19 protein-coding genes are annotated in these 22,449 nt (G+C 65.1%); 14 read left to right on the forward strand and 5 right to left on the reverse strand.

Annotated elements, in window-relative coordinates; genetic code table 11:
- Nucleotides 1–52: 52 nt before the first annotated feature.
- Nucleotides 53–1,270: an NAD(P)/FAD-dependent oxidoreductase gene (locus tag K0P03_RS03305; protein WP_272788885.1), complete on the forward strand. Its 1,218-nt coding sequence runs from the start codon at nucleotides 53–55 to the stop codon at nucleotides 1,268–1,270.
- 184 nt (nucleotides 1,271–1,454) lie between these two features.
- Nucleotides 1,455–4,253, forward strand: a complete 2,799-nt coding sequence (locus tag K0P03_RS03310; protein WP_272788886.1) for a bifunctional diguanylate cyclase/phosphodiesterase — start codon at nucleotides 1,455–1,457, stop codon at nucleotides 4,251–4,253.
- A 6-nt stretch (nucleotides 4,254–4,259) separates the two neighbouring features.
- Here the strand turns inward: K0P03_RS03310 and K0P03_RS03315 are convergent, their stop codons facing one another.
- The 3 genes from K0P03_RS03315 to groES all read right to left on the reverse strand — a co-directional run bounded on the left by K0P03_RS03315 (nucleotide 4,260) and on the right by groES (nucleotide 7,289).
- Complete coding sequence (locus K0P03_RS03315; RefSeq protein WP_050743398.1) at nucleotides 4,260–4,706, reverse strand: hypothetical protein; 447 nt, start codon at nucleotides 4,704–4,706, stop codon at nucleotides 4,260–4,262.
- A gap of 592 nt (nucleotides 4,707–5,298) precedes the next feature.
- Nucleotides 5,299–6,939, reverse strand: coding sequence for a chaperonin GroEL (groL, locus tag K0P03_RS03320; protein WP_023517468.1), 1,641 nt, complete (start codon nucleotides 6,937–6,939; stop codon nucleotides 5,299–5,301).
- Between the two features lie 53 nt (nucleotides 6,940–6,992).
- Nucleotides 6,993–7,289: a co-chaperone GroES gene (gene groES / locus K0P03_RS03325; RefSeq protein ID WP_024271046.1), complete on the reverse strand. Its 297-nt coding sequence runs from the start codon at nucleotides 7,287–7,289 to the stop codon at nucleotides 6,993–6,995.
- A gap of 319 nt (nucleotides 7,290–7,608) precedes the next feature.
- Between groES and K0P03_RS03330 the strand changes: the two genes are divergently transcribed.
- From K0P03_RS03330 to K0P03_RS03355, 6 genes are all read left to right on the forward strand, one after another.
- On the forward strand, nucleotides 7,609–8,457 hold the full coding sequence (locus tag K0P03_RS03330; RefSeq protein WP_023517185.1) for a TIGR01459 family HAD-type hydrolase: 849 nt from the start codon (nucleotides 7,609–7,611) through the stop codon (nucleotides 8,455–8,457).
- Nucleotides 8,458–8,471: 14 nt separating this feature from the next.
- Nucleotides 8,472–9,452: a bifunctional riboflavin kinase/FAD synthetase gene (locus tag K0P03_RS03335; protein WP_272788887.1), complete on the forward strand. Its 981-nt coding sequence runs from the start codon at nucleotides 8,472–8,474 to the stop codon at nucleotides 9,450–9,452.
- A gap of 54 nt (nucleotides 9,453–9,506) precedes the next feature.
- On the forward strand, nucleotides 9,507–9,749 hold the full coding sequence (locus tag K0P03_RS03340) for a hypothetical protein (RefSeq protein WP_272788888.1): 243 nt from the start codon (nucleotides 9,507–9,509) through the stop codon (nucleotides 9,747–9,749).
- A 112-nt stretch (nucleotides 9,750–9,861) separates the two neighbouring features.
- Nucleotides 9,862–12,753, forward strand: a complete 2,892-nt coding sequence (gene ileS, locus K0P03_RS03345; RefSeq protein WP_272788889.1) for an isoleucine--tRNA ligase — start codon at nucleotides 9,862–9,864, stop codon at nucleotides 12,751–12,753.
- Between the two features lie 169 nt (nucleotides 12,754–12,922).
- Nucleotides 12,923–13,537 (forward strand): hypothetical protein, encoded by a 615-nt coding sequence (locus K0P03_RS03350; RefSeq protein ID WP_023513631.1) that lies wholly within the window; start codon nucleotides 12,923–12,925, stop codon nucleotides 13,535–13,537.
- 3 nt (nucleotides 13,538–13,540) lie between these two features.
- Nucleotides 13,541–14,026 carry a GNAT family N-acetyltransferase gene (locus tag K0P03_RS03355; RefSeq protein WP_272788890.1) on the forward strand — a complete coding sequence of 162 codons (486 nt, stop codon included), beginning with the start codon at nucleotides 13,541–13,543 and terminating at the stop codon, nucleotides 14,024–14,026.
- Here K0P03_RS03355 and K0P03_RS03360 read toward each other — a convergent pair whose 3' ends face one another.
- Nucleotides 14,027–14,470 (reverse strand): nucleoside deaminase, encoded by a 444-nt coding sequence (locus K0P03_RS03360; protein WP_156032061.1) that lies wholly within the window; start codon nucleotides 14,468–14,470, stop codon nucleotides 14,027–14,029. It abuts the gene before it with no gap.
- A gap of 70 nt (nucleotides 14,471–14,540) precedes the next feature.
- Here K0P03_RS03360 and K0P03_RS03365 point away from each other — a divergent pair, with 70 nt between their 5' ends.
- Genes K0P03_RS03365 through K0P03_RS03375 form a run of 3 tightly spaced genes read left to right on the forward strand, consistent with a single transcriptional unit; the run spans nucleotide 14,541 to nucleotide 17,978 of the window.
- Nucleotides 14,541–16,502, forward strand: coding sequence for a pseudouridine synthase (locus K0P03_RS03365; RefSeq protein WP_272788891.1), 1,962 nt, complete (start codon nucleotides 14,541–14,543; stop codon nucleotides 16,500–16,502).
- Nucleotides 16,503–16,508: 6 nt separating this feature from the next.
- Nucleotides 16,509–17,069 (forward strand): 16S rRNA (guanine(966)-N(2))-methyltransferase RsmD, encoded by a 561-nt coding sequence (gene rsmD / locus K0P03_RS03370; protein ID WP_272788892.1) that lies wholly within the window; start codon nucleotides 16,509–16,511, stop codon nucleotides 17,067–17,069.
- A 42-nt stretch (nucleotides 17,070–17,111) separates the two neighbouring features.
- The gene (locus K0P03_RS03375; protein WP_272788893.1) at nucleotides 17,112–17,978 is read left to right on the forward strand and encodes a patatin-like phospholipase family protein; all 867 of its coding nucleotides are present in this window, start codon (nucleotides 17,112–17,114) and stop codon (nucleotides 17,976–17,978) included.
- Between the two features lie 76 nt (nucleotides 17,979–18,054).
- Here K0P03_RS03375 and K0P03_RS03380 read toward each other — a convergent pair whose 3' ends face one another.
- Nucleotides 18,055–19,848: a monovalent cation:proton antiporter-2 (CPA2) family protein gene (locus K0P03_RS03380; RefSeq protein ID WP_023513625.1), complete on the reverse strand. Its 1,794-nt coding sequence runs from the start codon at nucleotides 19,846–19,848 to the stop codon at nucleotides 18,055–18,057.
- Between the two features lie 110 nt (nucleotides 19,849–19,958).
- Here K0P03_RS03380 and K0P03_RS03385 point away from each other — a divergent pair, with 110 nt between their 5' ends.
- The 3 genes from K0P03_RS03385 (at nucleotide 19,959) to K0P03_RS03395 (ending at nucleotide 22,414) form a co-directional block, all read left to right on the forward strand.
- Nucleotides 19,959–21,305 carry a TldD/PmbA family protein gene (locus tag K0P03_RS03385; protein ID WP_023513624.1) on the forward strand — a complete coding sequence of 449 codons (1,347 nt, stop codon included), beginning with the start codon at nucleotides 19,959–19,961 and terminating at the stop codon, nucleotides 21,303–21,305.
- Nucleotides 21,306–21,309: 4 nt separating this feature from the next.
- On the forward strand, nucleotides 21,310–22,116 hold the full coding sequence (locus K0P03_RS03390; protein WP_272788894.1) for a 3'(2'),5'-bisphosphate nucleotidase CysQ: 807 nt from the start codon (nucleotides 21,310–21,312) through the stop codon (nucleotides 22,114–22,116).
- 61 nt (nucleotides 22,117–22,177) lie between these two features.
- Nucleotides 22,178–22,414 (forward strand): DUF4170 domain-containing protein, encoded by a 237-nt coding sequence (locus tag K0P03_RS03395; RefSeq protein WP_024271172.1) that lies wholly within the window; start codon nucleotides 22,178–22,180, stop codon nucleotides 22,412–22,414.
- Nucleotides 22,415–22,449: the final 35 nt, after the last annotated feature.

Genomic DNA, 22,449 nt, shown 5'->3' on the forward strand with positions numbered 1-22,449 from the left:
GGGCTACCTCTGCCGGAGGCAAAAACAGAATGAAAACGGGACGGAAGACATCGTGACGGGAAGACTGGTTGTTGCGGGTGGCGGTCAGGCCGCCTTTGCCCTGGTTGCCAAACTGCGTGCGCTGAAGGACGAGCGGCCGATCACCATCATCGCCGCCGAGGCGAGCCATCCCTATCAGCGCCCGCCGCTCTCCAAGAAATACCTGCTCGGCGAGGCGGACCTCGGCCGGCTGATGTTCCGGCCGGAGAGCTGGTACCCGGACAACAATGTCGAGATCCGCCTTTCGACCGAAATCACCGCCATCGACCGCGCCGCAAAGACGGTGACGCTCAGCGACGGCTCGACGCTGCACTACGGCGTGCTGGCGCTCGCCACCGGCGCGACGCCGCGCCGCCTGCCGGCCGAGATCGGCGGCGACCTCGACGGCGTCTTCACCGTGCGCGACTACCGTGATGCCGACCGCCTCGGCCTCGAAATGCAGGAGGGTCGCCGGGCGCTCGTCGTCGGCGGCGGCTATATCGGCCTTGAAGCGGCGGCGGTCGCACGGGGCAGGGGGCTGCACGTCACCGTCATCGAGATGGCCGACCGCATCCTCGCCCGTGTCGCCTCGCCGGCAACCGCCACGATCCTCAAGGCGATCCATACGGCGCGCGGCGTCGATGTGCGGGAAAAGACCGGCCTCGTCCGGCTGCTCGGCGAAAACGGCCGGGTCACCGGTGCGGAGCTTTCCGATGGCTTCGTCCTGCCCGTCGACGTGGTGATCGCCGGCATCGGCGTTGCCGCGAATGACCAGCTGGCGCGCGATGCCGGGCTGGAGGTCGCGAACGGCATCGTCGTCGATGCCCAGGCCCGCACCTCGGATCCGGCGATCTTCGCCATGGGCGACTGCGCGGTGCTGCCCTTCAAGGGCAGCCGGGTTCGGCTCGAATCCGTGCAGAACGCGGTTGACCAGGCCGAGGCCGCTGCCGCGGTCATTGCCGGTGGCGAGGCGCCTTACGAGCCGAAACCGTGGTTCTGGTCCGACCAGTATGACGTCAAGCTGCAGATCGCCGGCTTCTGCATGGGGTTCGACGACACCTTTGTGCGCCCTGGTGCGCGCGAGGGCAGCGTCTCCGTCTGGTACTTCCGTGCAGGCAGGTTGATCGCCGTCGATGCGGTCAACGATGCCAAGGCCTATGTGGTCGGCAAGAAGCTGATCGAGATGGAGCGCACGCCCGAGCGTGCAGTCCTGGAGGATCCCGCGACGGATCTCAAGGCCCTGACGCTCTGAAGGCCGGTGTACGCGCAGGTTGAGCGAAATGTTTGTTCCCTGTTGGAACAGTTGTGCCGGTTTGATTTTTATTAAGTATGAACTAACGTAAGGGAGGCCGGATTTTGCCCGGCTCCCACAATTCATTGATTTTTTAGGGTTGTCCGGCTGATTGGAGCGATCTTGCCTCCCCTCGGTGACCTTTATGCTCCGCATCTTGACCTGCATTACCGTCGAGCACGACTTGAGACTTGTCCTGCTCGCTGCTCTGATCTGCTTCCTGTCCTGCTATGTTGCCGTGACGCTGATGCAAAGGGCGGGGGTGGCCAAGGGGACCGCGCGTACCCTGTGGCTGGGCGTTGCCGGTGCGTCAAGCGGCTTCGGCATCTGGGCGACCCATTTCATCGCGATGCTGGCTTATGATCCCGGCGTGCTCATGGGCTTCGATATGGAGCTCACGATGGCTTCGCTGGCTATCGCGATCGTCGTCACGACGATCGGCCTTGCCGTCGCCGCCTACTTTGCCGGTACGGTCGCGGCTGTCGCCGGTGGGCTCGTGCTCGGTGCAGGCATCACCTCCATGCACTATATCGGCATGGCTGCAATGGAGGTGCCGGGGACCATTCATTGGGATACGGCCTATGTCGTGGCGTCCATCATATGTGCGGGTCTCTTCGGCGCGCTTGCACTTGTCTTCTGCATGCGCCCGCAGGCGCGCTTGCGCGACCGCGCGCTTGCCACCGTGCTGATGGCCCTCGGCGTCGTTTCGCTGCATTTCACCGCCATGGCGGCCGTGACCATCGAGCCCGGCCTGATGCCGGCGCCCGACGACACGATGCTGTCGACCAGCCTGATGGTGCCGCTGATCGCCGCCGTGGCCCTGTCGTTGCTCTTCACCGGCCTGACGGCCGCCGTTTTCGCCCGGCAGGCCGAGCTTGCCGCCAACGAGAGCACGCGCCAGTTCGCGATGCTCGTGCAGGGCGTCAAGGACTACGCCATCTACATGCTCGACCCGGAAGGCCGCGTCGCCAACTGGAACGAGGGGGCGGAGCGCAACAAGGGCTACAAGGCGCATGAGGTCGTCGGCCAGCATTTCTCCCGCTTCTACGGCGAGGAAGACCGCGCGGCCGGTGTGCCGGAGCGGGCTTTGACCACCGCACGGGAAGAGGGCAAGTACGAGAGCGAAGGTTGGCGCTATCGCAAGGACGGCTCGCGCTTCTGGGCAAATGTGGTGCTGGACGCGATCTACGACACGGGCGGCGCACTCGTCGGCTATGCCAAGATCACCAAGGACGTGACGAAGGAAAAGGCCGATGCCGACCGTCTCGCCGAGGTGACGAAGAACCTTGACCTCGCACTGGAGAACATGTCGCAGGGCCTTTGCCTGTTCGACAAGGACGAGCGCCTGCTGCTTGCCAACAAGCGCTACAGCGAACTCTTCGGCTTCCCGGAAGGCCGTATCCGCCCCGGCATGACGCTGCGCGAGATCGTCGACCAGGGCGTCGCCGACGTCTTCGTCGATCCGGCAATCTGGAAGCCGCGGGCGCGCGACATGTACGCCCGACGCCGGGCGGCCATTCTGGCCAATGATGGCGGCGTTCTCGTCGAGAAGCTGTCGAATGGCGTTTCCGTGCAGCTGCGCTACCGCACGCTGCCGGATGGAGCCTGGGTAGCCACCTATGAGGACATTTCCGAACGGCTGCGCTCGGAGGAGCAGATCTCCTTCCTCGCCCGCCACGACAGCCTTACGGGCCTGCCGAACCGCGCGAACTTCAACAACCGCCTCGAGGCCGATCTGGATTCGGCGCGCCGGTCCGGCAGCAAGGTGGCGGTGATCGGTATCGACCTCGACAAGTTCAAGGAAATCAACGACACGCGTGGCCATGCGGCCGGCGACGAGGTGCTGATGACGCTGTCGAAGCGCATGCAGGCCTGCCTCGAGGCAGATGAAACCGTCGCCCGTTTCGGCGGCGACGAATTTGCCGCCGCCAAGCGTTTCGAGGATATCGCCGAACTCCACGACTTCATCCAGCGGCTGGAAGCCTGCCTGCATGAGGAAATCCGCATCGACGGCTACGACATCAAGCCGGGTGCGAGCCTCGGCGTCGCGATCTATCCGCAGGATGCCGACAATCTCGAAGCTCTCCTCAACAATGCCGACCTTGCCATGTACCGTGCCAAGGACGCGCTGACCGAACGAGTCTGCTTCTACGAGGTCTCGATGGACGAGGCCGCCCGCAGCCGTCGCCTCATCGCCAACGATCTCTGGCAGGCGGTCGAGCGCAATGAGCTGCAACTGCACTACCAGGTGCAGAAGGCGGTCAATTCCGGCGATACGATCGGCTACGAGGTGCTGCTGCGCTGGCACCATCCCGTGCGCGGCACCATACCGCCGAGCGACTTCATCCCGATCGCGGAAGAATGCGGGGCCATCCTGCCGATCGGCGAATGGGTGCTGCGCGAAGCCTGCCGCGAGGCGGCGACCTGGAACAACGGGCACAAGATCGCCGTCAACCTGTCGCCGGTACAGCTCGGCAATGCCGACGTCGCCGACCTCGTGCACCGGGTGCTGCTGGACACCGGCCTCAGCCCGCACCGGCTGGAGCTGGAAATCACGGAATCGACCATTATCGGCGACAAGGAGCGCGCCCTCCAGACCCTCCGCCGCATCAAGGCCTTCGGCGTCACCATCGCCATCGACGATTTTGGCACGGGCTATTCCTCGCTGGAAACCCTGCGCGCCTTCCCCTTCGACAAGATCAAGCTCGACCGCAGCTTCATGAGCGAGGTGGAGGCGAGCCCCGAAGCGAAGGCCATCATCCGCGCCATCCTGGCGCTCGGCCAGACGCTGCGCGTGCCGGTTCTGGCGGAAGGCGTGGAAACGCGCAGCCAGCTCGACATCCTGCTCGACGAGGGCTGCGACGAGGCGCAGGGCTACTTCCTCGGCCGGCCGGTTCCGGTGGAGCGCATCCGCCCGGATCTCGACGCGAGCGAGGCGGCCTGAGCCGCCTTACTGTCGCTTGAAGCGGCGGCCGGCGAGGTCGATCTGGAAGCGGGGGAAGATGAAGACGCCGATGATGGAGCCGGCGTACTTTTCCTCGAGGCCTGTCGATTCCCCGACGCAGAACACCGGCTGGCGCGGCGCGCCGTCGAGATGAATGGTCGTGGAGAAGCAGAAGGACGAGGAGGACGCCGCTGCCTGCTCGAAGAGCTCCAGCACGCGCGTGCGATCCAGCGGCTCGTAGCAGCGGATGAGGTTCAGAAGGCCGCAGGCGCGCTGCGGCAGGCCATGCGCCATCGCCGCCTTGTCACCCAGCGTGAAGAGGCCGTTGGAAAGATCACCGGTCCAGCGCTCCGTCACGCAATATTGCGTGAGCAGTTCATTGTCCGTCTCGTCGAACTCCATCGAGCCCGGCAGAAAGGGCGACGAGAGATCAGTCTTGATTATTTTGAACACCTACGACCTCAGGCAGTTGCTCGAATTTGGCCGACATGTCTCGCCCTTGATGGCGCAAAACACGCTAAAAAGCAGTGCCGGCTGACAACCATCGAAGCCCGCCGAACCACTTTCTCATGTACAGAACTGCGCCCGGCTCCGTCTTTGCTATCGGATCGGACGTACGCGTGAAGACCGCCGCTGACCTTCATGCAGGTCCCCCGGCGGTTTCTTTCCAATGCTTGGGGACATCCGGCTGCACGACAAATCGACTGCAATACCGTCGATTTTCAGCGCCTGAACCCCGGTGAATCTTTAAAGTTCACTTGGTGCGTCTTTATAGTTGGTTTTTTGATACCATCAACGACTTTTTGATAATTATTGTACAAATGGAAAAATTCTTTTCACGGTAACGATGCAGGTCCTCTGCCACCCCAAAAGCAAAAAGGGCGGCCCGAAGACCGCCCTTTCCGAACTGAACCTGATGGCTCAGATGCAGGACCCGAAGGTCTTACATCATGTCCATGCCGCCAGTTCAGCGCGCTTGACGCGCTGAACCAACTTTAATGCATGGGCGAAGCTTGATGGTCACGCTGCAATAGGCTTTCGCCTATCACATCATGTCCATACCGCCCATGCCGCCCATGCCGCCAGGCATGCCGCCCGGTGCATCCTTCTTCGGCAGTTCGGCGATCATGGCTTCCGTCGTGATCAGCAGCGAGGCAACCGAAGCGGCGTTCTGCAGAGCCGTGCGGACAACCTTGACCGGATCGACGATGCCGAGCGAGATCAGGTCGCCGTATTCGCCGGTCTGGGCGTTGTAGCCGTAGTTGTCTTCGTTCTTGTCGAGGATCTTGCCGACGACGATCGAAGCTTCGTCACCAGCGTTCTCGGCGATCTGGCGAACCAGGGCCTGGAGCGCCTTGCGAACGATGTTGATGCCAGCTTCCTGGTCATCGTTTTCGCCCTTGGCGGAGATCTTCGTGGAAGAACGGAGCAGGGCAACGCCGCCGCCCGGTACGATGCCTTCCTGAACGGCAGCGCGCGTCGCGTTGAGGGCGTCGTCGATGCGGTCCTTCTTTTCCTTCACTTCGACTTCCGTCGAGCCGCCGACGCGGATGACGGCAACGCCGCCAGCGAGCTTGGCAAGACGTTCCTGCAGCTTCTCGCGGTCGTAGTCGGAGGTGGTTTCTTCGATCTGGGCCTTGATCTGCGCGACGCGGCCTTCGATTTCAGCCTTCTGGCCGGCACCGTCGACGATCGTCGTGTTTTCCTTGGAGATCGAAACCTTCTTCGAACGGCCGAGCATGTCGAGCGTTACGTTTTCGAGCTTGATGCCGAGGTCTTCGGAGATGACCGTGCCGCCCGTCAGGATGGCGATGTCTTCCAGCATGGCCTTGCGGCGGTCGCCGAAGCCCGGAGCCTTGACGGCAGCGATCTTGAGGCCGCCACGCAGCTTGTTGACGACGAGCGTAGCAAGGGCTTCGCCTTCGACGTCTTCAGCGATGATAACCAGCGGCTTGCCGGTCTGGACGACGGCTTCGAGAACCGGGAGCATCGCCTGGAGGTTCGAGAGCTTCTTCTCGTGCAGGAGAATGAAAGCGTCTTCGAGGTCGGCGACCATCTTTTCCGGGTTGGTCACGAAGTAGGGCGACAGGTAGCCGCGGTCGAACTGCATGCCTTCGACGACTTCGAGTTCGGTTTCGGCGGTCTTGGCTTCTTCAACCGTGATGACGCCTTCGTTGCCGACCTTCTGCATGGCTTCGGCAATGTCGAGACCGACCTGCTTGTCGCCGTTTGCGGAGATCGTGCCGACCTGGGCGACTTCTTCCGAGGTGTTGATCTTCTTGGCCTTGGCCTGGAGATCCTTGACGACTTCGGCGACGGCGAGATCGATGCCGCGCTTCAGGTCCATCGGGTTCATGCCGGCGGCAACGGCCTTGTGGCCTTCGCGAACGATAGCCTGGGCAAGAACGGTTGCCGTCGTCGTGCCGTCGCCGGCGATGTCGTTGGTCTTGGAAGCAACTTCACGGACGAGCTGGGCGCCCATGTTCTCGAACTTGTCTTCCAGTTCGATTTCCTTGGCGACGGAAACGCCGTCCTTGGTGATGCGCGGTGCGCCGAAGGACTTGTCGATAACGACGTTGCGACCCTTCGGGCCGAGCGTTACCTTCACTGCGTCTGCGAGGACGTCGACGCCACGCAGCATCTTTTCGCGCGCGGTGCGGCCGAATTTGACTTCTTTGGCTGCCATTGTGAGAACTCCTGAAGAGGTGTCAGCTGAATTGGAAAGGGATTACCGGCAGATCAGCCGATGATGCCCATGATGTCGGCTTCCTTCATGATCAGAAGGTCTTCGCCGTCGAGCTTGACTTCGGTGCCCGACCACTTGCCGAACAGAACGCGGTCGCCAGCCTTGACGTCGAGTGCGACGACCTTGCCGGAGTCATCACGGGCGCCGGAGCCGACGGCGACGACTTCGCCTTCCTGCGGCTTTTCCTTGGCGGTGTCCGGAATGATGATGCCGCCCTTGGTCTTGGCTTCGGATTCGACGCGACGAACGACGACGCGGTCGTGAAGCGGGCGGAAGGTGGTGCTTGCCATTGTCTTATCCCTCGATCAAATGACATTGCGGATCGCGAGATGGATCCGGTGGATTGATGTTAGCACTCGTCTTTCATGAGTGCTAGCGATGCCGAGATAGGCGGCGGGGCGGTTGGAGTCAAGAACGGCGCCTCCAAAATATTTCGCCCGGAATGGTTACGCAGCCGCCAGATGGGAGCGCCATCGCACGCCATCAAGACGCCGCGATGAATTTTCGGCAGTTTGCCGGTGGATGGGGCAAAATTGTGTGGAGAGGCTTGTTTTCTTGCCCCCGCTTTGCGATGTCAGCCGGGCTCGACCTTGATACGGGAATCCCCTGATGGCTCAACGCATCCAATCCTTCAGCGACATCACGCAGCATTACGACGTGGCCCTCTGCGACGTCTGGGGTGTCCTGCACAATGGCGTCGAAGCCTTTTCCTATGCATCGGAAGCCCTTGCTGCGGCCCGCGCCGCTGGCCTTGCCGTCGTGCTGATCACCAATTCGCCGCGCCCGCATCCCGGTGTAAAGGTGCAAATCCGCGGCCTCGGCGTCACCGACGACGCCTATGACCGCATCGTCACCTCGGGCGACGTCACCCGTGCGCTGATCGCGGAAGGGCCGAAGAAGATCTATTTCATCGGTGCCGAAAAGGACCTGCCTCTGCTCGACGGCCTCGATGTCGAACCGGTCGGGCTGGACGAAGCGGGCATCGTGGTTTGCGCAGGCTTGCGCAGCGACGAGACGGAAACTGTCGAGGATTACCGCGCCGAGCTGACGGCGCTTGCGGCGCGGAAGCTGCCCTTCATCTGCGCCAATCCCGATCTCGTCGTCGAGCGCGGCCACCGGCTCATCCCCTGCGCCGGTGCGATCGCCAAGCTCTTCGAGGAGCTGGGCGGCACGAGCCAGATCGCCGGCAAGCCGCATCGGCCGATCTACGAGAAATCGATTGCCGAGGCGCGCGACGTGCATGGCGATTTCGATCTCTCACGGGTGATCGCCATCGGCGACGGCATGCCGACGGACGTGCGCGGCGCGGAAGCCTTCGGGCTCGATGTGCTCTATATTTCGGGCGGCATCCACGCGCAGCATTATGTCGAGGCCGGCCGCACCGACGAGGCGAAGCTTTCGGCCTTCCTGAAGGAGGAGGGCACTCACCCGAAATGGTGGATGCCCCGGCTGCAGTGACGGAGACGGTCGTCATGACGGTTTTTCACAGGAACGAGACGAAGGAGCCGCTGCCGGAGCACCTGCGCGGCGGCGTCATCGCCATCGGCAATTTCGACGGCGTGCACCGCGGCCACCAGGCCGTGCTGCAACGCGCGCTCGACATTGCGAAAGACCGCGGCATCCCCGCGCTGGTGCTGACCTTCGAGCCGCATCCGCGCACGGTCTTCCGCCCGGAGCGCCCGGTCTTCCGGCTGACGCCGGCGCCGTTGAAGGCCCGCATCCTTGAAGGCATGGGCTTTTCCGCCGTCATCGAATATCCGTTCGATCGCAGCTTCTCCGAAATGTCGGCGAACGACTTCATCAACGCCGTGCTGCTGGACTGGCTGCACGCCTCCGAAGTCGTCACCGGCTTCGACTTCCACTTCGGCAAGGGCAGGGAGGGTGGTCCGGCCTTCCTGATGACCGCCGGCGAGGGCAACGGGTTCGGCGTCACACTGGTCGATGCTTTTCGCGACGAAAACGCCTCGGTCATCTCCTCCAGTTTCATCCGCGCCCTGCTTGGCGAAGGCGCCGTCACCGAGGCCGCCGGCCAGCTCGGCTATCGCTATACGGTGGAGGCCGAGGTCATCGACGGCAAGAAGCTCGGCCGCACGCTCGGCTATCCGACCGCCAACATGCAGCTTCCGCCGGAAGTGGAGCTGCGCAACGGCATCTACGCCGTGCGCTTCCGCCGCCCCGACGGCAGCCTCCACGACGGCGTCGCCAGCTACGGTCGCCGCCCGACGGTCACCTCGAACGGCGTTCCGCTGCTCGAAACCTTCCTCTTCGATTTCTCCGGCGATCTATACGGCGAAGTCTCTGGCGTCTCCTTTTTCGGTCATCTGCGCGACGAACTGAAGTTCGATGGCCTCGATGCGCTGGTCGTGCAGATGAAGCGCGACGAGGAGGAGGCGCGGGCGCTGCTGTCAGGCGTCACGCCGCTCGGGGTCGTCGACCAGCGGCTCTGTTTCTGAGCACAAACATTGCCCCTCACCCTAACCCTCTCCCCGCAAGCGGGGAGAGGGGACTTGCCCAACGAACTGGTATTGGTTGGGGAAAACGGTACGGCATATCTCCTTCGCCCCGCTTGCGGGGAGAAGGTGGCCGGCAGGCCGGATGAGGGGGCGTTCCTCCGGCGGGGCGGCGGGGGACCCAAATATAAGCCCCCCGTCTTTTCAAACGACCGAAAACGCCGTAAGACCGCGCGCATGATGCTCAACCGGCTGACCATCGATCTGCGAATTAGTGGCCCGGCCTTCCGCGCGCTCTGAGCGAGGCCGGAAGGTCCGGGATTTCGGGCGTTTCCTGAACGCCCCCGCCGTCAGACCCTGACAATATCCCCGCATGCGCAAACGCGCGCGAAAAAAGACGATAGCCATATCCATGACCGATACGCCCGAAAAAGTCGATTATTCGTCCACCCTCTACCTGCCGCAGACGGACTTTCCGATGCGCGCCGGCCTGCCGCAGAAGGAGCCGGAAACGGTGGCCCGCTGGCAGACGATGGGCCTCTACAAGAAGCTGCGCGCTTCGGCCGCCGGCCGCGAAAAATTCGTGCTGCACGACGGCCCGCCCTATGCCAACGGCAACATCCACATCGGCCACGCGCTGAACAAGATCCTCAAGGACGTCATCAACCGCTCGTTCCAGATGCGCGGCTACGATGCCAACTACGTGCCCGGCTGGGACTGCCACGGCCTTCCGATCGAGTGGAAGATCGAGGAGAAGTACCGCGAGAAGGGCAAGAACAAGGACGAGGTTCCGGTCAACGAATTCCGCCGCGAATGCCGCGACTTCGCCAGCGGCTGGATCAAGATCCAGGCCGACGAGTTCAAGCGCCTCGGCATCGAGGGCGACTTCGACAATCCCTATACGACGATGGCCTTCCACGCGGAATCGCGCATCGCTGGCGAACTCCTGAAGATCGCCAAGTCCGGCCAGCTCTACCGCGGCTCAAAGCCCGTCATGTGGTCGGTGGTCGAGCGCACCGCGCTGGCCGAGGCCGAAGTCGAATATGCCGATGTCGAGAGCGATGCGATCTGGGTGAAGTTCCCGGTGACCGAAGGTCCGGCCGATCTGCTTGGCAATTCCATCGTCATCTGGACGACCACGCCTTGGACGATCCCCGGCAACCGCGGCATCGCCTTCTCGTCGCGCTATCCCTATGGCCTCTACGAGGTCGAGAGCGCGCAGAACGATTTCGGCCCGCAGCCCGGCGAGAAGCTGGTTTTCGCCACCCGTCTTGCCGATGAATCGGCCGCCAAGGCAAAGCTCACCTTCAGGTTCCTCCGCGATATCGCGCCGGAAGAACTGGCGGCGGTCGTCTGCGCCCATCCGCTGGCTGCTCTCGGCTACGACTTCAAAGTCCCGCTGCTCGACGGTGACCACGTCACCGACGACGCCGGCACCGGCTTCGTGCACACCGCGCCGAGCCACGGCCGCGAGGACTTTGACGCCTGGACGGCCAATGCCCGCCAGCTGGAAGCGCGCGGTATCTCGTCCAAAATCCCGTTCCCGGTCGACGACGCCGGCTTCTACACCGCCGACGCTCCCGGTTTCGACGGCGCGCGCGTCATGGACGACAACGGCAAGAAGGGCGATGCCAACGAGCGCGTCATCAAGGCGCTGATCGCCGCGAACTGCCTGTTCGCCCGCGGCCGTATCAAGCACTCCTATCCGCATTCCTGGCGCTCCAAGAAGCCGGTCATCTTCCGCAACACGCCGCAGTGGTTCGTCTACATGGACAAGGAGCTCGGCGACGGCACCACGCTGCGCTCGCGCTCGCTTTCGGCGATCGACGACACCCGCTTCGTGCCCGCCAGCGGCCAGAACCGCCTGCGCGCCATGATCGAGGGCCGCCCGGACTGGGTTCTGTCGCGCCAGCGTGCCTGGGGCGTGCCGATCGCCATCTTCGCCGACGAGAACGGCGAGGTGCTGGTCGATGACGCCGTCAATGCCCGCATCCTCGACGCCTTCGAAGGGGAGGGCGCCGACGCCTGGTTTGCCGAAGGCGCCAAGGAGCGGTTCCTCGGCAACGACCACGACCCGGCCAAGTGGACGCAGGTCATGGACATCCTTGATGTCTGGTTCGACTCGGGCTCGACGCATACCTTCACGCTTGAAGACCGCCCGGACCTGAAATGGCCGGCCGACGTCTATCTGGAAGGCTCCGACCAGCATCGCGGCTGGTTCCATTCCTCGCTGCTCGAAAGCTGCGCGACGCGCGGCCGCGCGCCCTACAACGCCGTCGTCACCCATGGCTTCACCATGGACGAGAAGGGCGAGAAGATGTCGAAGTCGAAGGGCAACGTCGTCTCGCCGCAGGACGTGATGAAGGAATCGGGCGCCGACATCCTGCGCCTCTGGGTCATGACGACGGACTATTGGGAAGACCAGCGCCTCGGCAAGACGATCATCCAGACCAACATCGACGCCTACCGCAAGCTGCGCAACACGGTGCGCTGGATGCTCGGCACGCTGGCGCACGATACGGGCGAGGAGATCGCCTATGCCGATATGCCGGAGCTGGAAAAGCTGATGTTGCACCGGCTGTCGGAACTCGATGCGCTGGTGCGCGAAGGCTACGATGCCTTCGACTTCAAGAAGATCGCCCGCGCGCTCATCGATTTCTCGAATGTCGAGCTCTCGGCCTTCTACTTCGACGTGCGCAAGGACGCGCTCTACTGCGACGCGCCGTCCTCGCTGAAGCGTCGGGCCAGCCTCTGCGTCATCCGCAAGCTGTTCGAATGCCTCGTCACCTGGCTCGCCCCCATGCTGCCCTTCACGATGGAAGAGGCCTGGCTGTCGCGCAAGCCCGATGCCGTCTCGGTGCATCTCGAACAGTTCCCGGTCGTTCCGGCCGAATGGCGCGACGACGCGCTCGAAGCCAAGTGGGAGAAGATCCGCGCCGTGCGTTCGGTCGTCACCGGCGCGCTGGAAATCGAACGTCGCGAAAAGCGCATCGGCGCCTCGCTGGAGGCCGCCCCGGTCGTCTCCATCGCCGATCCGGAGCTGCTTGCCGCGCTGGAAGGCCAGGATTTCGCGGAGATCTGCATCACCTCGGCGATCACCGTGGTTGCCGGCGAGGGCCCGGCCGACGCGTTCCGCCTGGCGGATGTCGCCAAGGTCGCGGTCGAGCCGAAGCTCGCGGATGGTCAGAAATGCGCCCGCTCCTGGCGCATCACGACGGATGTCGGGTCCGATGGCGAGTACCCGGACGTCTCGGCCCGCGATGCGGCCGCGCTGCGTGAAATCGGCTTTCGCCGCGCTGCGTAAAGAATGAAGCTCTGTTGACGGCCGGCGCTTTCCGGCCGTCGATATCCCCGGATGAATTGCACTTACGGTTTTCATCCGGTAAAGCTGCCTGAAATTGGCCGGATTTTTCCGCCATGGGACGGCGGCCGTGCCCGGGCCTTGGGGCGCCGGCCCTGCTGGAAGGGTATTCATGGGAATGACGCGAAATATTCGGGTGCGTACCGGCCTGATCGGTCTCTTGGGCGCAAGCTTCGTTCTGACCGGCTGCATGGGACCGACCTACGGCACCGGCAAGACTGCCGGTGAGCAGTTGGTGGACGACGTGGGCAACGCCATCATGATTCGTCCCAACAACGAGGAAGCGAAAAAAATCCGCTACCAGCCGCGTGGTGGCCTCGTCGTGCCGAAGGATGAGGTCGCGCTGACGACGCCGCAGCAGTCCGTTGCCAGCAAGGACAATCCCGAGTGGCTGGAAAGCCCTGAGGATATGCGCGCGCGCCTGCGCGCCGAGGCGGATGAAAACAGCAACAGCACGACCTTCCGCTCGCCGCTTGCCGGACAGAACGCGACGAACCGCAAGCTGTCCGCATCGGAACAGACGGCGGCCTATCGCGACGCGCGTCGCCTGCAGATGGGCGCCTATGGCGACAAGCGCCGTTACCTGAGCGATCCGCCGCTGGATTATCGCCGCCTTCCCGAAGAGGCTCAGGCCGATCTCGGCGAGCCGGAGAAGACGAAGGAGCGTCGCCGCAAGAAGGAAGCCAAGGCCGCCAAGCAGAGCGGTTCTTCCTGGTGGCCGTTCTAAGCCATGACGGGCTATGGCATTCGTCCGGCGTCGGCCAGCGACGCCGCGACCATCCTGCGGTTCATCCGCGAACTCGCCGATTACGAAAAGGCCCTCGACGCTGTCGAGGCGACGGAAGAGACCATCAGGTCATCGCTGTTCGGCGAAGGGTCCGTCACGCGCGCAGTGATCTGCGAGACGGCAGCGGGCGAGCCCGCCGGTTCCGCCATCTTCTTCAAGACCTATTCCACCTGGCAGGCGAAGAACGGCCTCTATCTCGAGGATCTCTATGTCACGCCCGCCCATCGCGGCACGGGCGTCGGCAAGATGCTGCTGCGTCATCTCGCACGCATCGCGGTGGAAGAGGGCTGCGGGCGCTTCGAATGGAGCGTGCTCGACTGGAATACGCCGGCCATCCACGTCTATGATGCGCTCGGCGCCGAGCCGCAAACGGAATGGATCCGCTATCGCCTCGACGGCGACAAGCTGAAGACGTTCGCCGCGGGCTGATCAGCGCCGCTCGGCAAAAAACTCCTTGAGGATCTCCGCCGCTTCCACACCGCCGATGCCGGAATAGACATCCGGCGCGTGGTGGCAGGTCGGCTGGGCGAAGAAACGCACGCCGTTGTCCACCGCGCCGCCCTTCGGGTCCTCCGCGCCGTAGTAGAGACGGCGGATGCGGGCAAACGAGATGGCGGCGGCGCAGAGCGTGCAGGGCTCCAGCGTCACGTAGAGATCGGCGCCGGTGAGGCGTTCCTGCCCGAGTTTTCCGGCGGCCTCGCGGATGACGGCGACCTCGGCATGCGCGGTCACGTCATTCTCCGCCCGGGTGCGGTTGCCGGCGCTGGCAATGACCGTGCCGTCCATGACCAGCACCGCCCCGACAGGCACTTCACCGCGCGCGCCGGCTGCCCGGGCTTCCTCGAGCGCGATCCCCATGAAGCGATTTGTCATCGACGGCACGAATTCCTCTTAACCCCGGACGCCTGACCTGATAGGACACGGCAAAACGCAGGCAACACAAATGACATCCAAAGACAAGTCAAAACGGCCGGGCACCAAGCCCGCGGGCCGCGATCACAAGCCGCGTGGCGCCGCATCGGCCGCTGCGGACAAGAAACCGTTTTCCGCCGGAAAGCCGTCGGGCGCCAAGAAGCCGTTCGCGGGCAAGCCCGCACCGCGCGATGGCAAGCCCGCCCGGGCCGCCAAACCCGCGCCGGCCGCATCCGCCAGTGCCGAGCTGGCGCCGGAGCGCATCTCCAAGCTGCTGGCGCGTGCAGGCGTCGCCTCGCGCCGCGATGTCGAGCGCATGATCATGGAGGGCCGTGTCCGCGTGAACGGCACGGTGCTGGATACGCCCGTGCTCAACGCCACGCTTGCCGACCATATCGAGGTGGACGGCGTGCCGATCCGCGGCATCGAGCGCACACGCCTCTGGCTCTACCATAAGCCCGCCGGCCTGGTGACGACGAATGCCGATCCCGAGGGCCGTCCCACGGTCTTCGAGAACCTTCCCGAGGACCTGCCGCGTGTCATGTCCGTCGGCCGTCTCGACATCAACACCGAAGGCCTTCTGCTGCTGACCAATGACGGCGGCCTCGCCCGTATGCTGGAGCTGCCGACCACCGGCTGGCTGCGCCGTTACCGCGTGCGCGCCCATGGCAAGATCGAGCAGGCCGATCTCGACAAGCTGAAGGAAGGCATCGCCGTCGACGGCGTGCTCTATGGCGCGATCGATGCGACGCTGGACAAGACGCAGGGCACCAATGTCTGGCTGACGCTGGGCCTTCGCGAGGGCAAGAACCGCGAAGTCAAGAACGTGCTCGGTGCGCTCGGCCTCGACGTGAACCGCCTGATCCGCATCTCCTACGGCCCGTTCCAGCTCGGCGAACTGCCGGAAGGCCATGCCCAGGAAATCCGTGGCCGCACGCTGCGCGACCAGCTCGGCCCGCGCCTTATCGAGGAATCCAAGGCGAATTTCGACGCGCCGCTGTTCGATCATGCCTCTGTCGATGCCGAGGAGAAGCCGGCACCGAAGAGCCGGAGCGAGGCTCCGGCCTGGGGCGACAAGCCGACCGGCCGGCGCGAGAAGCCGGAAGACCGTCGCGAGCAGGCCCGTGCCCGTCTCGATACCCGCCGTGACGACCGTTTCGGCGACAAGCCGCGTGACGGTGGCCGTGGCAGAGACCGCGACCGAGACGAGGACCGTTTCGACAGCAAGCCGAAGCGCGAACCGGCGGTTCGTGCGCGCAAGTCGAATGTCTGGATGGCGCCCGGTGCCCGTCCCGTTGCCGAAAAGAAGACGGAAGCCGCCGAGAGCGTGAAGCGCGAGCCGCGCGAACGTCCCGAAGGCGCGCCGAAGACCAAGCGCTATGGCCGCACCGCCGAGGGTGCGCTGACGCGCTCGGCAAAGAAGTTCGATCCCGATCGCAAGGGGCCGGCCCGTGGCCGTCCCGGCGACGACCGGGCGGAAAAGCCGCGCATCCTGAAGACGCGCGACGAGGACGGCGAATGGATCCGCGCCAGCGAGCCGGAAGCAGGCGATCGTGGTGACGGTGGCCGTGGTGGTTTCGGCCGCCCGCGCTCCGGTGCCGGCGATGCCCGTCCTGGCCGCGATTTCGGTGACCGCCCGCCGCGTGGCGATCGTCGTCCGCGCGCGGAAGGCGAACGCTCCTTCGGGGACCGTCCGGCTCGCGGCGATCGCAAGCCCCGCGCTGAGGGTGAGCGCTCTTTTGGGGATCGCCCGGCCCGTGGTGATCGCAAACCCCGTGCGGAGGGGGAACGTTCGTTCGGCGACCGCAAGCCCCGTGCAGAGGGTGACCGGTCCTTCTCGGATCGCCCGCCGCGCCGCGATGGCGGCAAGCCGTTCGGCGGAAAGCCCGGCGGCAAGTCCTTCGGCGGTAAACCGGGCGGGCGCCCCGCCGGTGGCAAGCCCGGTGGTGGCCGTCCGGCAGGCGGCAGCCGTCCGCGCGGCAAGGGGAAGTAAGCGACCGTGCGCATCGTCGGCGGTGAATTCCGCGGCCGTTCGCTTGCGACGCCGAAATCGGACGACATCCGCCCGACGACGGACCGCACGCGCGAAAGCCTGTTCAATATCCTCTCGCACGCCTATCCCGAGGCGCTCGACGGCACGCGTGTGCTCGACCTCTTCGCAGGCACCGGCGCTGTCGGCCTCGAGGCGCTGTCACGCGGTGCGCGTGCGGCGCTTTTCGTCGAGCAGGGCGTCGAGGGCAGGGGGCTTCTGCATTCCAACATCGAGGCGCTCGGCGTGATCGGCCGTGCGAAGATCTTCCGGCGCGATGCGACGTCGCTCGGCGGCGTCGGCACGATGGAACCGTTCCACCTGCTCTTCGCCGATCCGCCCTATGCAAAAGGCCTTGGCGAGCGGGCGCTGGATGCGGCCGCCCGTGGCGGCTGGCTGGTGGAGGGCGCCCTTGCGATCCTCGAGGAGCGCGCCGATATTCAGCCTGCCGTCGTCGATGGTTACGAACTCCTGGAGGTCCGCACCTTCGGCGAGACGCGCATGCATTTCTACCGCTATAGCCCCGGCTGATCCTTTCGCCGGCGCTGCCGCAACGAACCGGAGACCTGAGCCATGACCGATGCCCTCGTTTCCGCAAGCCAGCCGCAAGCGCACGGCCCGACCGTCGCCATCGCGCTGGGCGGGGGCGGCGCGCGCGGGCTCGCCCATATCCATGTCATCGAGGTGCTGGACGAGCTCGGCATCCGACCGGTGCTGATATCGGGCGCCTCGATCGGTGCCGTCATGGGGGCGGCCATGGCGGCCGGCATGACGGGCCGGGAGATCCGCGAGCACACGCTCGCCGCCATCGGTCATCCGAGCCGCATCATGAACCGCCTCTGGAGCCTCCGGCCAACCCGGTTTTCCGATGTGGTCGCCGGCGGCTTCCGCGTCGGCCAGTTCAATCTGGAGCGCATCCTCAAGGCCTTCCTGCCGGAGACCCTGCCGGAGACCTTCGAGGACCTGTCGATCCCGCTGAAGGTCGTCACGGCGGATTATTACGCCCAGTGCGAATGCGTCTGCGACAGCGGTCCGCTCTTTCCGGCCATCGCCGCCTCCGCCGCGCTGCCCGCTGTCTTCCGCCCGGTGGTGATAAGCGGCCGGGTGATGATCGACGGTGGCCTGTGGAACCCCGTGCCCTTCGATCACCTGCTCGGCAAGGCCGACATCACCATCGGCGTCGACGTCATCGGCCACCCGCCTGCCGGCACGGCGGACGTGCCCAACAGCATCGACAGCCTCTACGGCGCCACCCAGCTCACCATGCGCTCCATCGTGACGCTGAAACTGGAAAAGGGCGCACCGGACATCTTTCTCTGCCCCGATGTCGGCCGCTTCCGCGTGCTCGATTTCGTCAAGGCCGAGGAAGTGCTGGCCGTCTCCGCCGGCATCCGTGACGAGCTGAAGCGGGCGTTGGACGAGAAGTTGTCGGCGGTTTGAGATCGTCGTCTGCGGTGGGCATGCCTCTCGTTGTCCTGCCGGGCGGAGGGAGGGTTTCCGGGTGAATGGCCCGCCCTCACGCGCTTTCCTCTTCGTCCACATCGCTCAGTGCCAGTTTCTTCGGCTTGACCAGCGGCTCCGGCTTCACCGGCTTCGTGTGCAGCATGTGCCGGCCGGCGGTGAGGCCTTCGGCGGCTTGCAGTTCCAGCCGGGCGATGTCGCGGCGGCGGATGTCGTCGCCGATCGCCTGGGCGTCATCCGGCTCCACGCCAAGCTCCTCCAGCGTTTCCCGGCCGAAGACGAGGGCGGATTCGAAGGTTTCGCGCACGTCGTGCTGCACGCCGCGCCCGCGCAGCGACAGCGTGTGCACGCGGTCGTAGGAGCGCACGAAGAGCGTGGCGTTGGGATATTCCGATTGCACGAGATCGACGATGCGGTCCGTCGTCGCCTTGCCCTGGGTGCAGATGGCGACGATCTTGGCGCGCTCGATGCCGGCGGCGCGCAGCACGTCCTTGCGCGTGCCGTCGCCGAAATAGATGCGGAAGCCGAAGCTTGCCGCCTGGCGCACGCGGTCGGTCGAATGGTCGATGACGGTGACCTCGCGTCCGCCGGCAAGAAGGATCTGCGCGGCGATCTGGCCGAAACGCGAAAAGCCGATCATCAAGACGTCTGCGCCCGCCCCCTCGAAATCCTCCTCCATCTCTTCCTCGATGTCCTCGACGAGCAGGAAGCGCGAAAGCGCCGCGGCGATCGGCGTCAGCGCCATCGAGATGGTGACGATGGCGATGAGCAGCGAGGCGAGGCCGCCGGAAAAGATGCCGGCGGCGGCAGCCGCGGTGAACAGCACGAAGCCGAATTCGCCGCCCTGCGGCAGCACGAGCGCGATGCGCACCGCGTCATTGTGCGGGGAGCCGGTGAGGCGGCAGAGGCCGTAGATGACGAGGCTCTTCACCAGCATCACGATGGGCGTGGCGACAAGGACCGTCAGCCAGCTGGAAAAGATCACGTCCAGTTGCAGCGACAGGCCGACCGCCATGAAGAACAGGCCGAGCAGGATACCGCGGAACGGCTCCACATCCGCCTGCAGTTCATGGCGATAGGAGGAATCGGCAAGCAGAACGCCAGCGAGGAAGGCGCCCATGGCCATGGAGAGCCCGGCCATCTGAAGGAGCATGGCGGCGGCCAGCACGACGAAGAGCGCGGCGGCGATCATCGCCTCGCGCGCGCCGGTACGGGCGATCACCTGGAACAGCGGGTTGAGCAGATAGCGGCCGGCCGCAAACAGCGCCGCGATGGCGCCGATGGCGATGAGGAAGTCCTGGAAGGCCGTCGTCGTGTCTTCCGGCGCCTGTTCGGCCAGCAGCGGGATCAGCGCCAGCAATGGCACGATGGCGAGATCCTGCAGGAGCAGCATGGAAAAGGCCCGCTGGCCGTAGCGCGTGTTGGTGTCGCCCCGCTCGTCGAGGATCTGCATGGCAAAGGCGGTGGAGGAGAGCGCGAGGCCGAAGCCGATGATCAGCGCCCCGTCCCATCGCTCGAGGCCGAAGGCGAGGGTCAGGCCGGCGAGCGCCAGGCCCGTGAGGACGACCTGCGCCATGCCGAGTCCGAAGATGTCGTGCCGCATCGCCCAGAGCCGCGAGGGTTTCAGTTCCAGCCCGATCAGAAAGAGCAGGAAGACGACGCCGAGTTCGGCGACCCCCAGCAATTCCCCGCCGTCGCGTATCTGGTGCAGGATCGGGCCGATCACCACGCCGGCGGCGAGATAGCCGAGAATGGTGCCGAGACCGAGCCGCTTGAAGATCGGCGCGGCCAGCAGCGCCCCTCCGAGCATCAGCAGAACCTCGTTGTACGGGCTGTGGGTATAGGGCATGCGGAGGGCTTTCTTCTGAAGGAGCGCCGGCAACGCGGCAAAAAAGGAGCGGCCTCCCTTGATGCCCGTGCGACTGCACAATAAATGGGGCAGCAAAGAAAGGCCAAGTCATGTCAGAGACGATCGATTCCGCAAGCCTTCTCGCGCGTGCCGGTGAACTCATCGACCGCGCCATTCAAGCGGGGGCGGATGCGGCCGATGCCGTCGTCGTCCGGGGCCGCTCCTCCTCTGTCAGTGTACGGCTCGGCAAGGTCGAGGGCACCGAAGCCTCCGAGAGCGATGATTTCTCGCTGCGCGTCTTCGTCGGCCGGCGCGTCGCCAGCGTCTCGGCCAATCCCGGCTTCGACCTGAAGGTGCTCGCCGAGCGGGCCGTCGCCATGGCCAAGGCCTCGCCGGAAGACCCCTATGCGACGCTCGCCGACAAGGCCGATCTTGCGAAGGACTGGCCGGATCTCGAGCTCTTCGATCCGACCGAGGTTTCTGCCGGGCAGCTGACCGAGGCCGCGCTTGCCGCGGAGGCCGCCGCGCTCGCGGTCCCCGGCATCACCAATTCCGGTGGCGGCGGGGCCTCCGCCGGCATGGGCGGCCTGGTGCTCGCCACCTCGCACGGCTTTTCCGGCGCCTACAGCGCCAGCCGCTTCGGCCGCTCCGTCAGCGTCATCGCGGGCGAGGGCACGAAGATGGAGCGTGACTACGACTTCGATTCGAGCCTCTATTTCGCCGACTTGCGCGACGCCGGGGAGATCGGCCGCGAGGCGGCCGCCCGCGCGGTGCGCCGGCTCAATCCGCGTCAGGTGCCGACGGCCAAGAACGTCACCGTCGTTTACGATCCGCGCGTGTCGCGCGGCATAACCGGCCACATTGCCGGCGCGATCAACGGCGCGTCGGTCGCCCGCAAGACGAGTTTCCTGCGCGACCGCATGGGCCAGCAGGTGCTGAAGGCGGGCCTTTCCGTCACCGATGATCCGCTGATCGTGCGCGGTTCGTCCTCGCGCCCCTTCGACGGCGAGGGCGTGCGTGGCGAGCGGCTCGCGATGATCGAGGACGGCGTGCTCCGGCACTGGTTCCTGTCCACCTCCACCGCCAACGAGCTCGGCCTTAAGACCAACGGTCGCGGCGTGCGCGGCGGCACGGCGGTCAACCCCGCCTCGACGAACCTTGCGCTCGAACCGGGCGACATCTCGCCGGAGGACCTGATCCGCTCCGTCGGCACCGGCTTTTACGTCACCGAGCTGATCGGCCAGGGCGTCAACATGGTGACGGGCGAATACTCGCGCGGGGCCTCCGGCTACTGGATCGAGAATGGCGAACTCACCTTCGCGGTGTCGGAGGTGACGATCGCCTCCAACCTCGTCGACATGTTCCTGCGCATCACGCCGGCAAGCGACATCGACCGCTCCTTCGGCGTCGCCGCGCCGACGCTTGCCATCGAAGGCATGACGCTTGCCGGGACGTGAGACCATGCTGAGCCCCGCCACCGCCTGGACCGCCGACCTTGATCTCCTGGTCGGTGCCGCGCGGCTTGCAGGGGCCAGGGCGCTCGATTTTTTCCGCAAGGGACCGGAGGTCTGGTGGAAGAACGGTGGCCGTTCGCCGGTCAGCGCGGCCGACTTTGCGGCCAACGATATCCTCAAGACGGAATTGCTCTCCGCCCGGCCGAACTACGGCTGGCTCTCGGAGGAGACCGATGACGATGCCGGCAGGCTCAACCGCGAGACCGTCTTCGTCATCGACCCGATCGACGGCACGCGCGCCTTCATTGCCGGCAAGGACGTCTGGTGTGTCAGCGCCGCCGTCGTGCATCGGGGCCGCCCCGTCGCCGGCGTGCTCTTTGCGCCGGCGCTCGATGAGCTTTTTACCGCGGCCGCCGGCGGCGCTGCGCTGAAGAACGGCGCGCCGATCCACGCGACCGATCCGGATGCGGCCCGCCCGACACGCATCGCCGCGCCGGAGGACATGGCGCACGGCATCGACCGCCACATGATCGGCGGCGTGCAGCGCATCTCGCATGTGCCCTCGCTCGCCTACCGCCTCGCCATGGTGGCGGACGGGCGCATCGATGCGACATTGGTGAAGCGCAATGCGCACGACTGGGATCTGGCGGCCGCCGACCTCATCCTTGAACAGGCCGGCGGAGCGCTTGTCACGCTCGACGGCGCGGCGCTGTCCTACAACCGGCCGGCCGTCAGCCACGAGACGCTGGCTGCGGCCGGATTGTCCCGGCTTTCCGGGCTTGTCGAGGCCTCCAGGCATCTTGCCGGCCATTGACCTTTGATGCGGAATACCGCAAACCCATTGCCGAAATCGGCATCATAAAAAGAGAGAAAACATGACCGACAGCAAAGAACCGAAACAGCTCCTGCATCTGGTCTTCGGCGGCGAACTGACGACGCTGGCAGATATGCAGTTCCGTGATCTCAACGCTCTCGATATCGTCGGAATCTTCCCTGATTATGCCTCCGCACTTGCCGCCTGGAAGTCGAAGGCACAGCAGACCGTGGACAATGCGCATATGCGCTATTTCATCGTGCACATGCACCGGCTTCTGGATCCGCAGCAGAACTGAGGCGCGTTTCCCGACACCGTTCCGCGCGGCAGAAG

The sequence above is a fragment of the Shinella sp. HY16 genome (assembly GCF_028534175.1).
GTDB lineage: Bacteria > Pseudomonadota > Alphaproteobacteria > Rhizobiales > Rhizobiaceae > Shinella.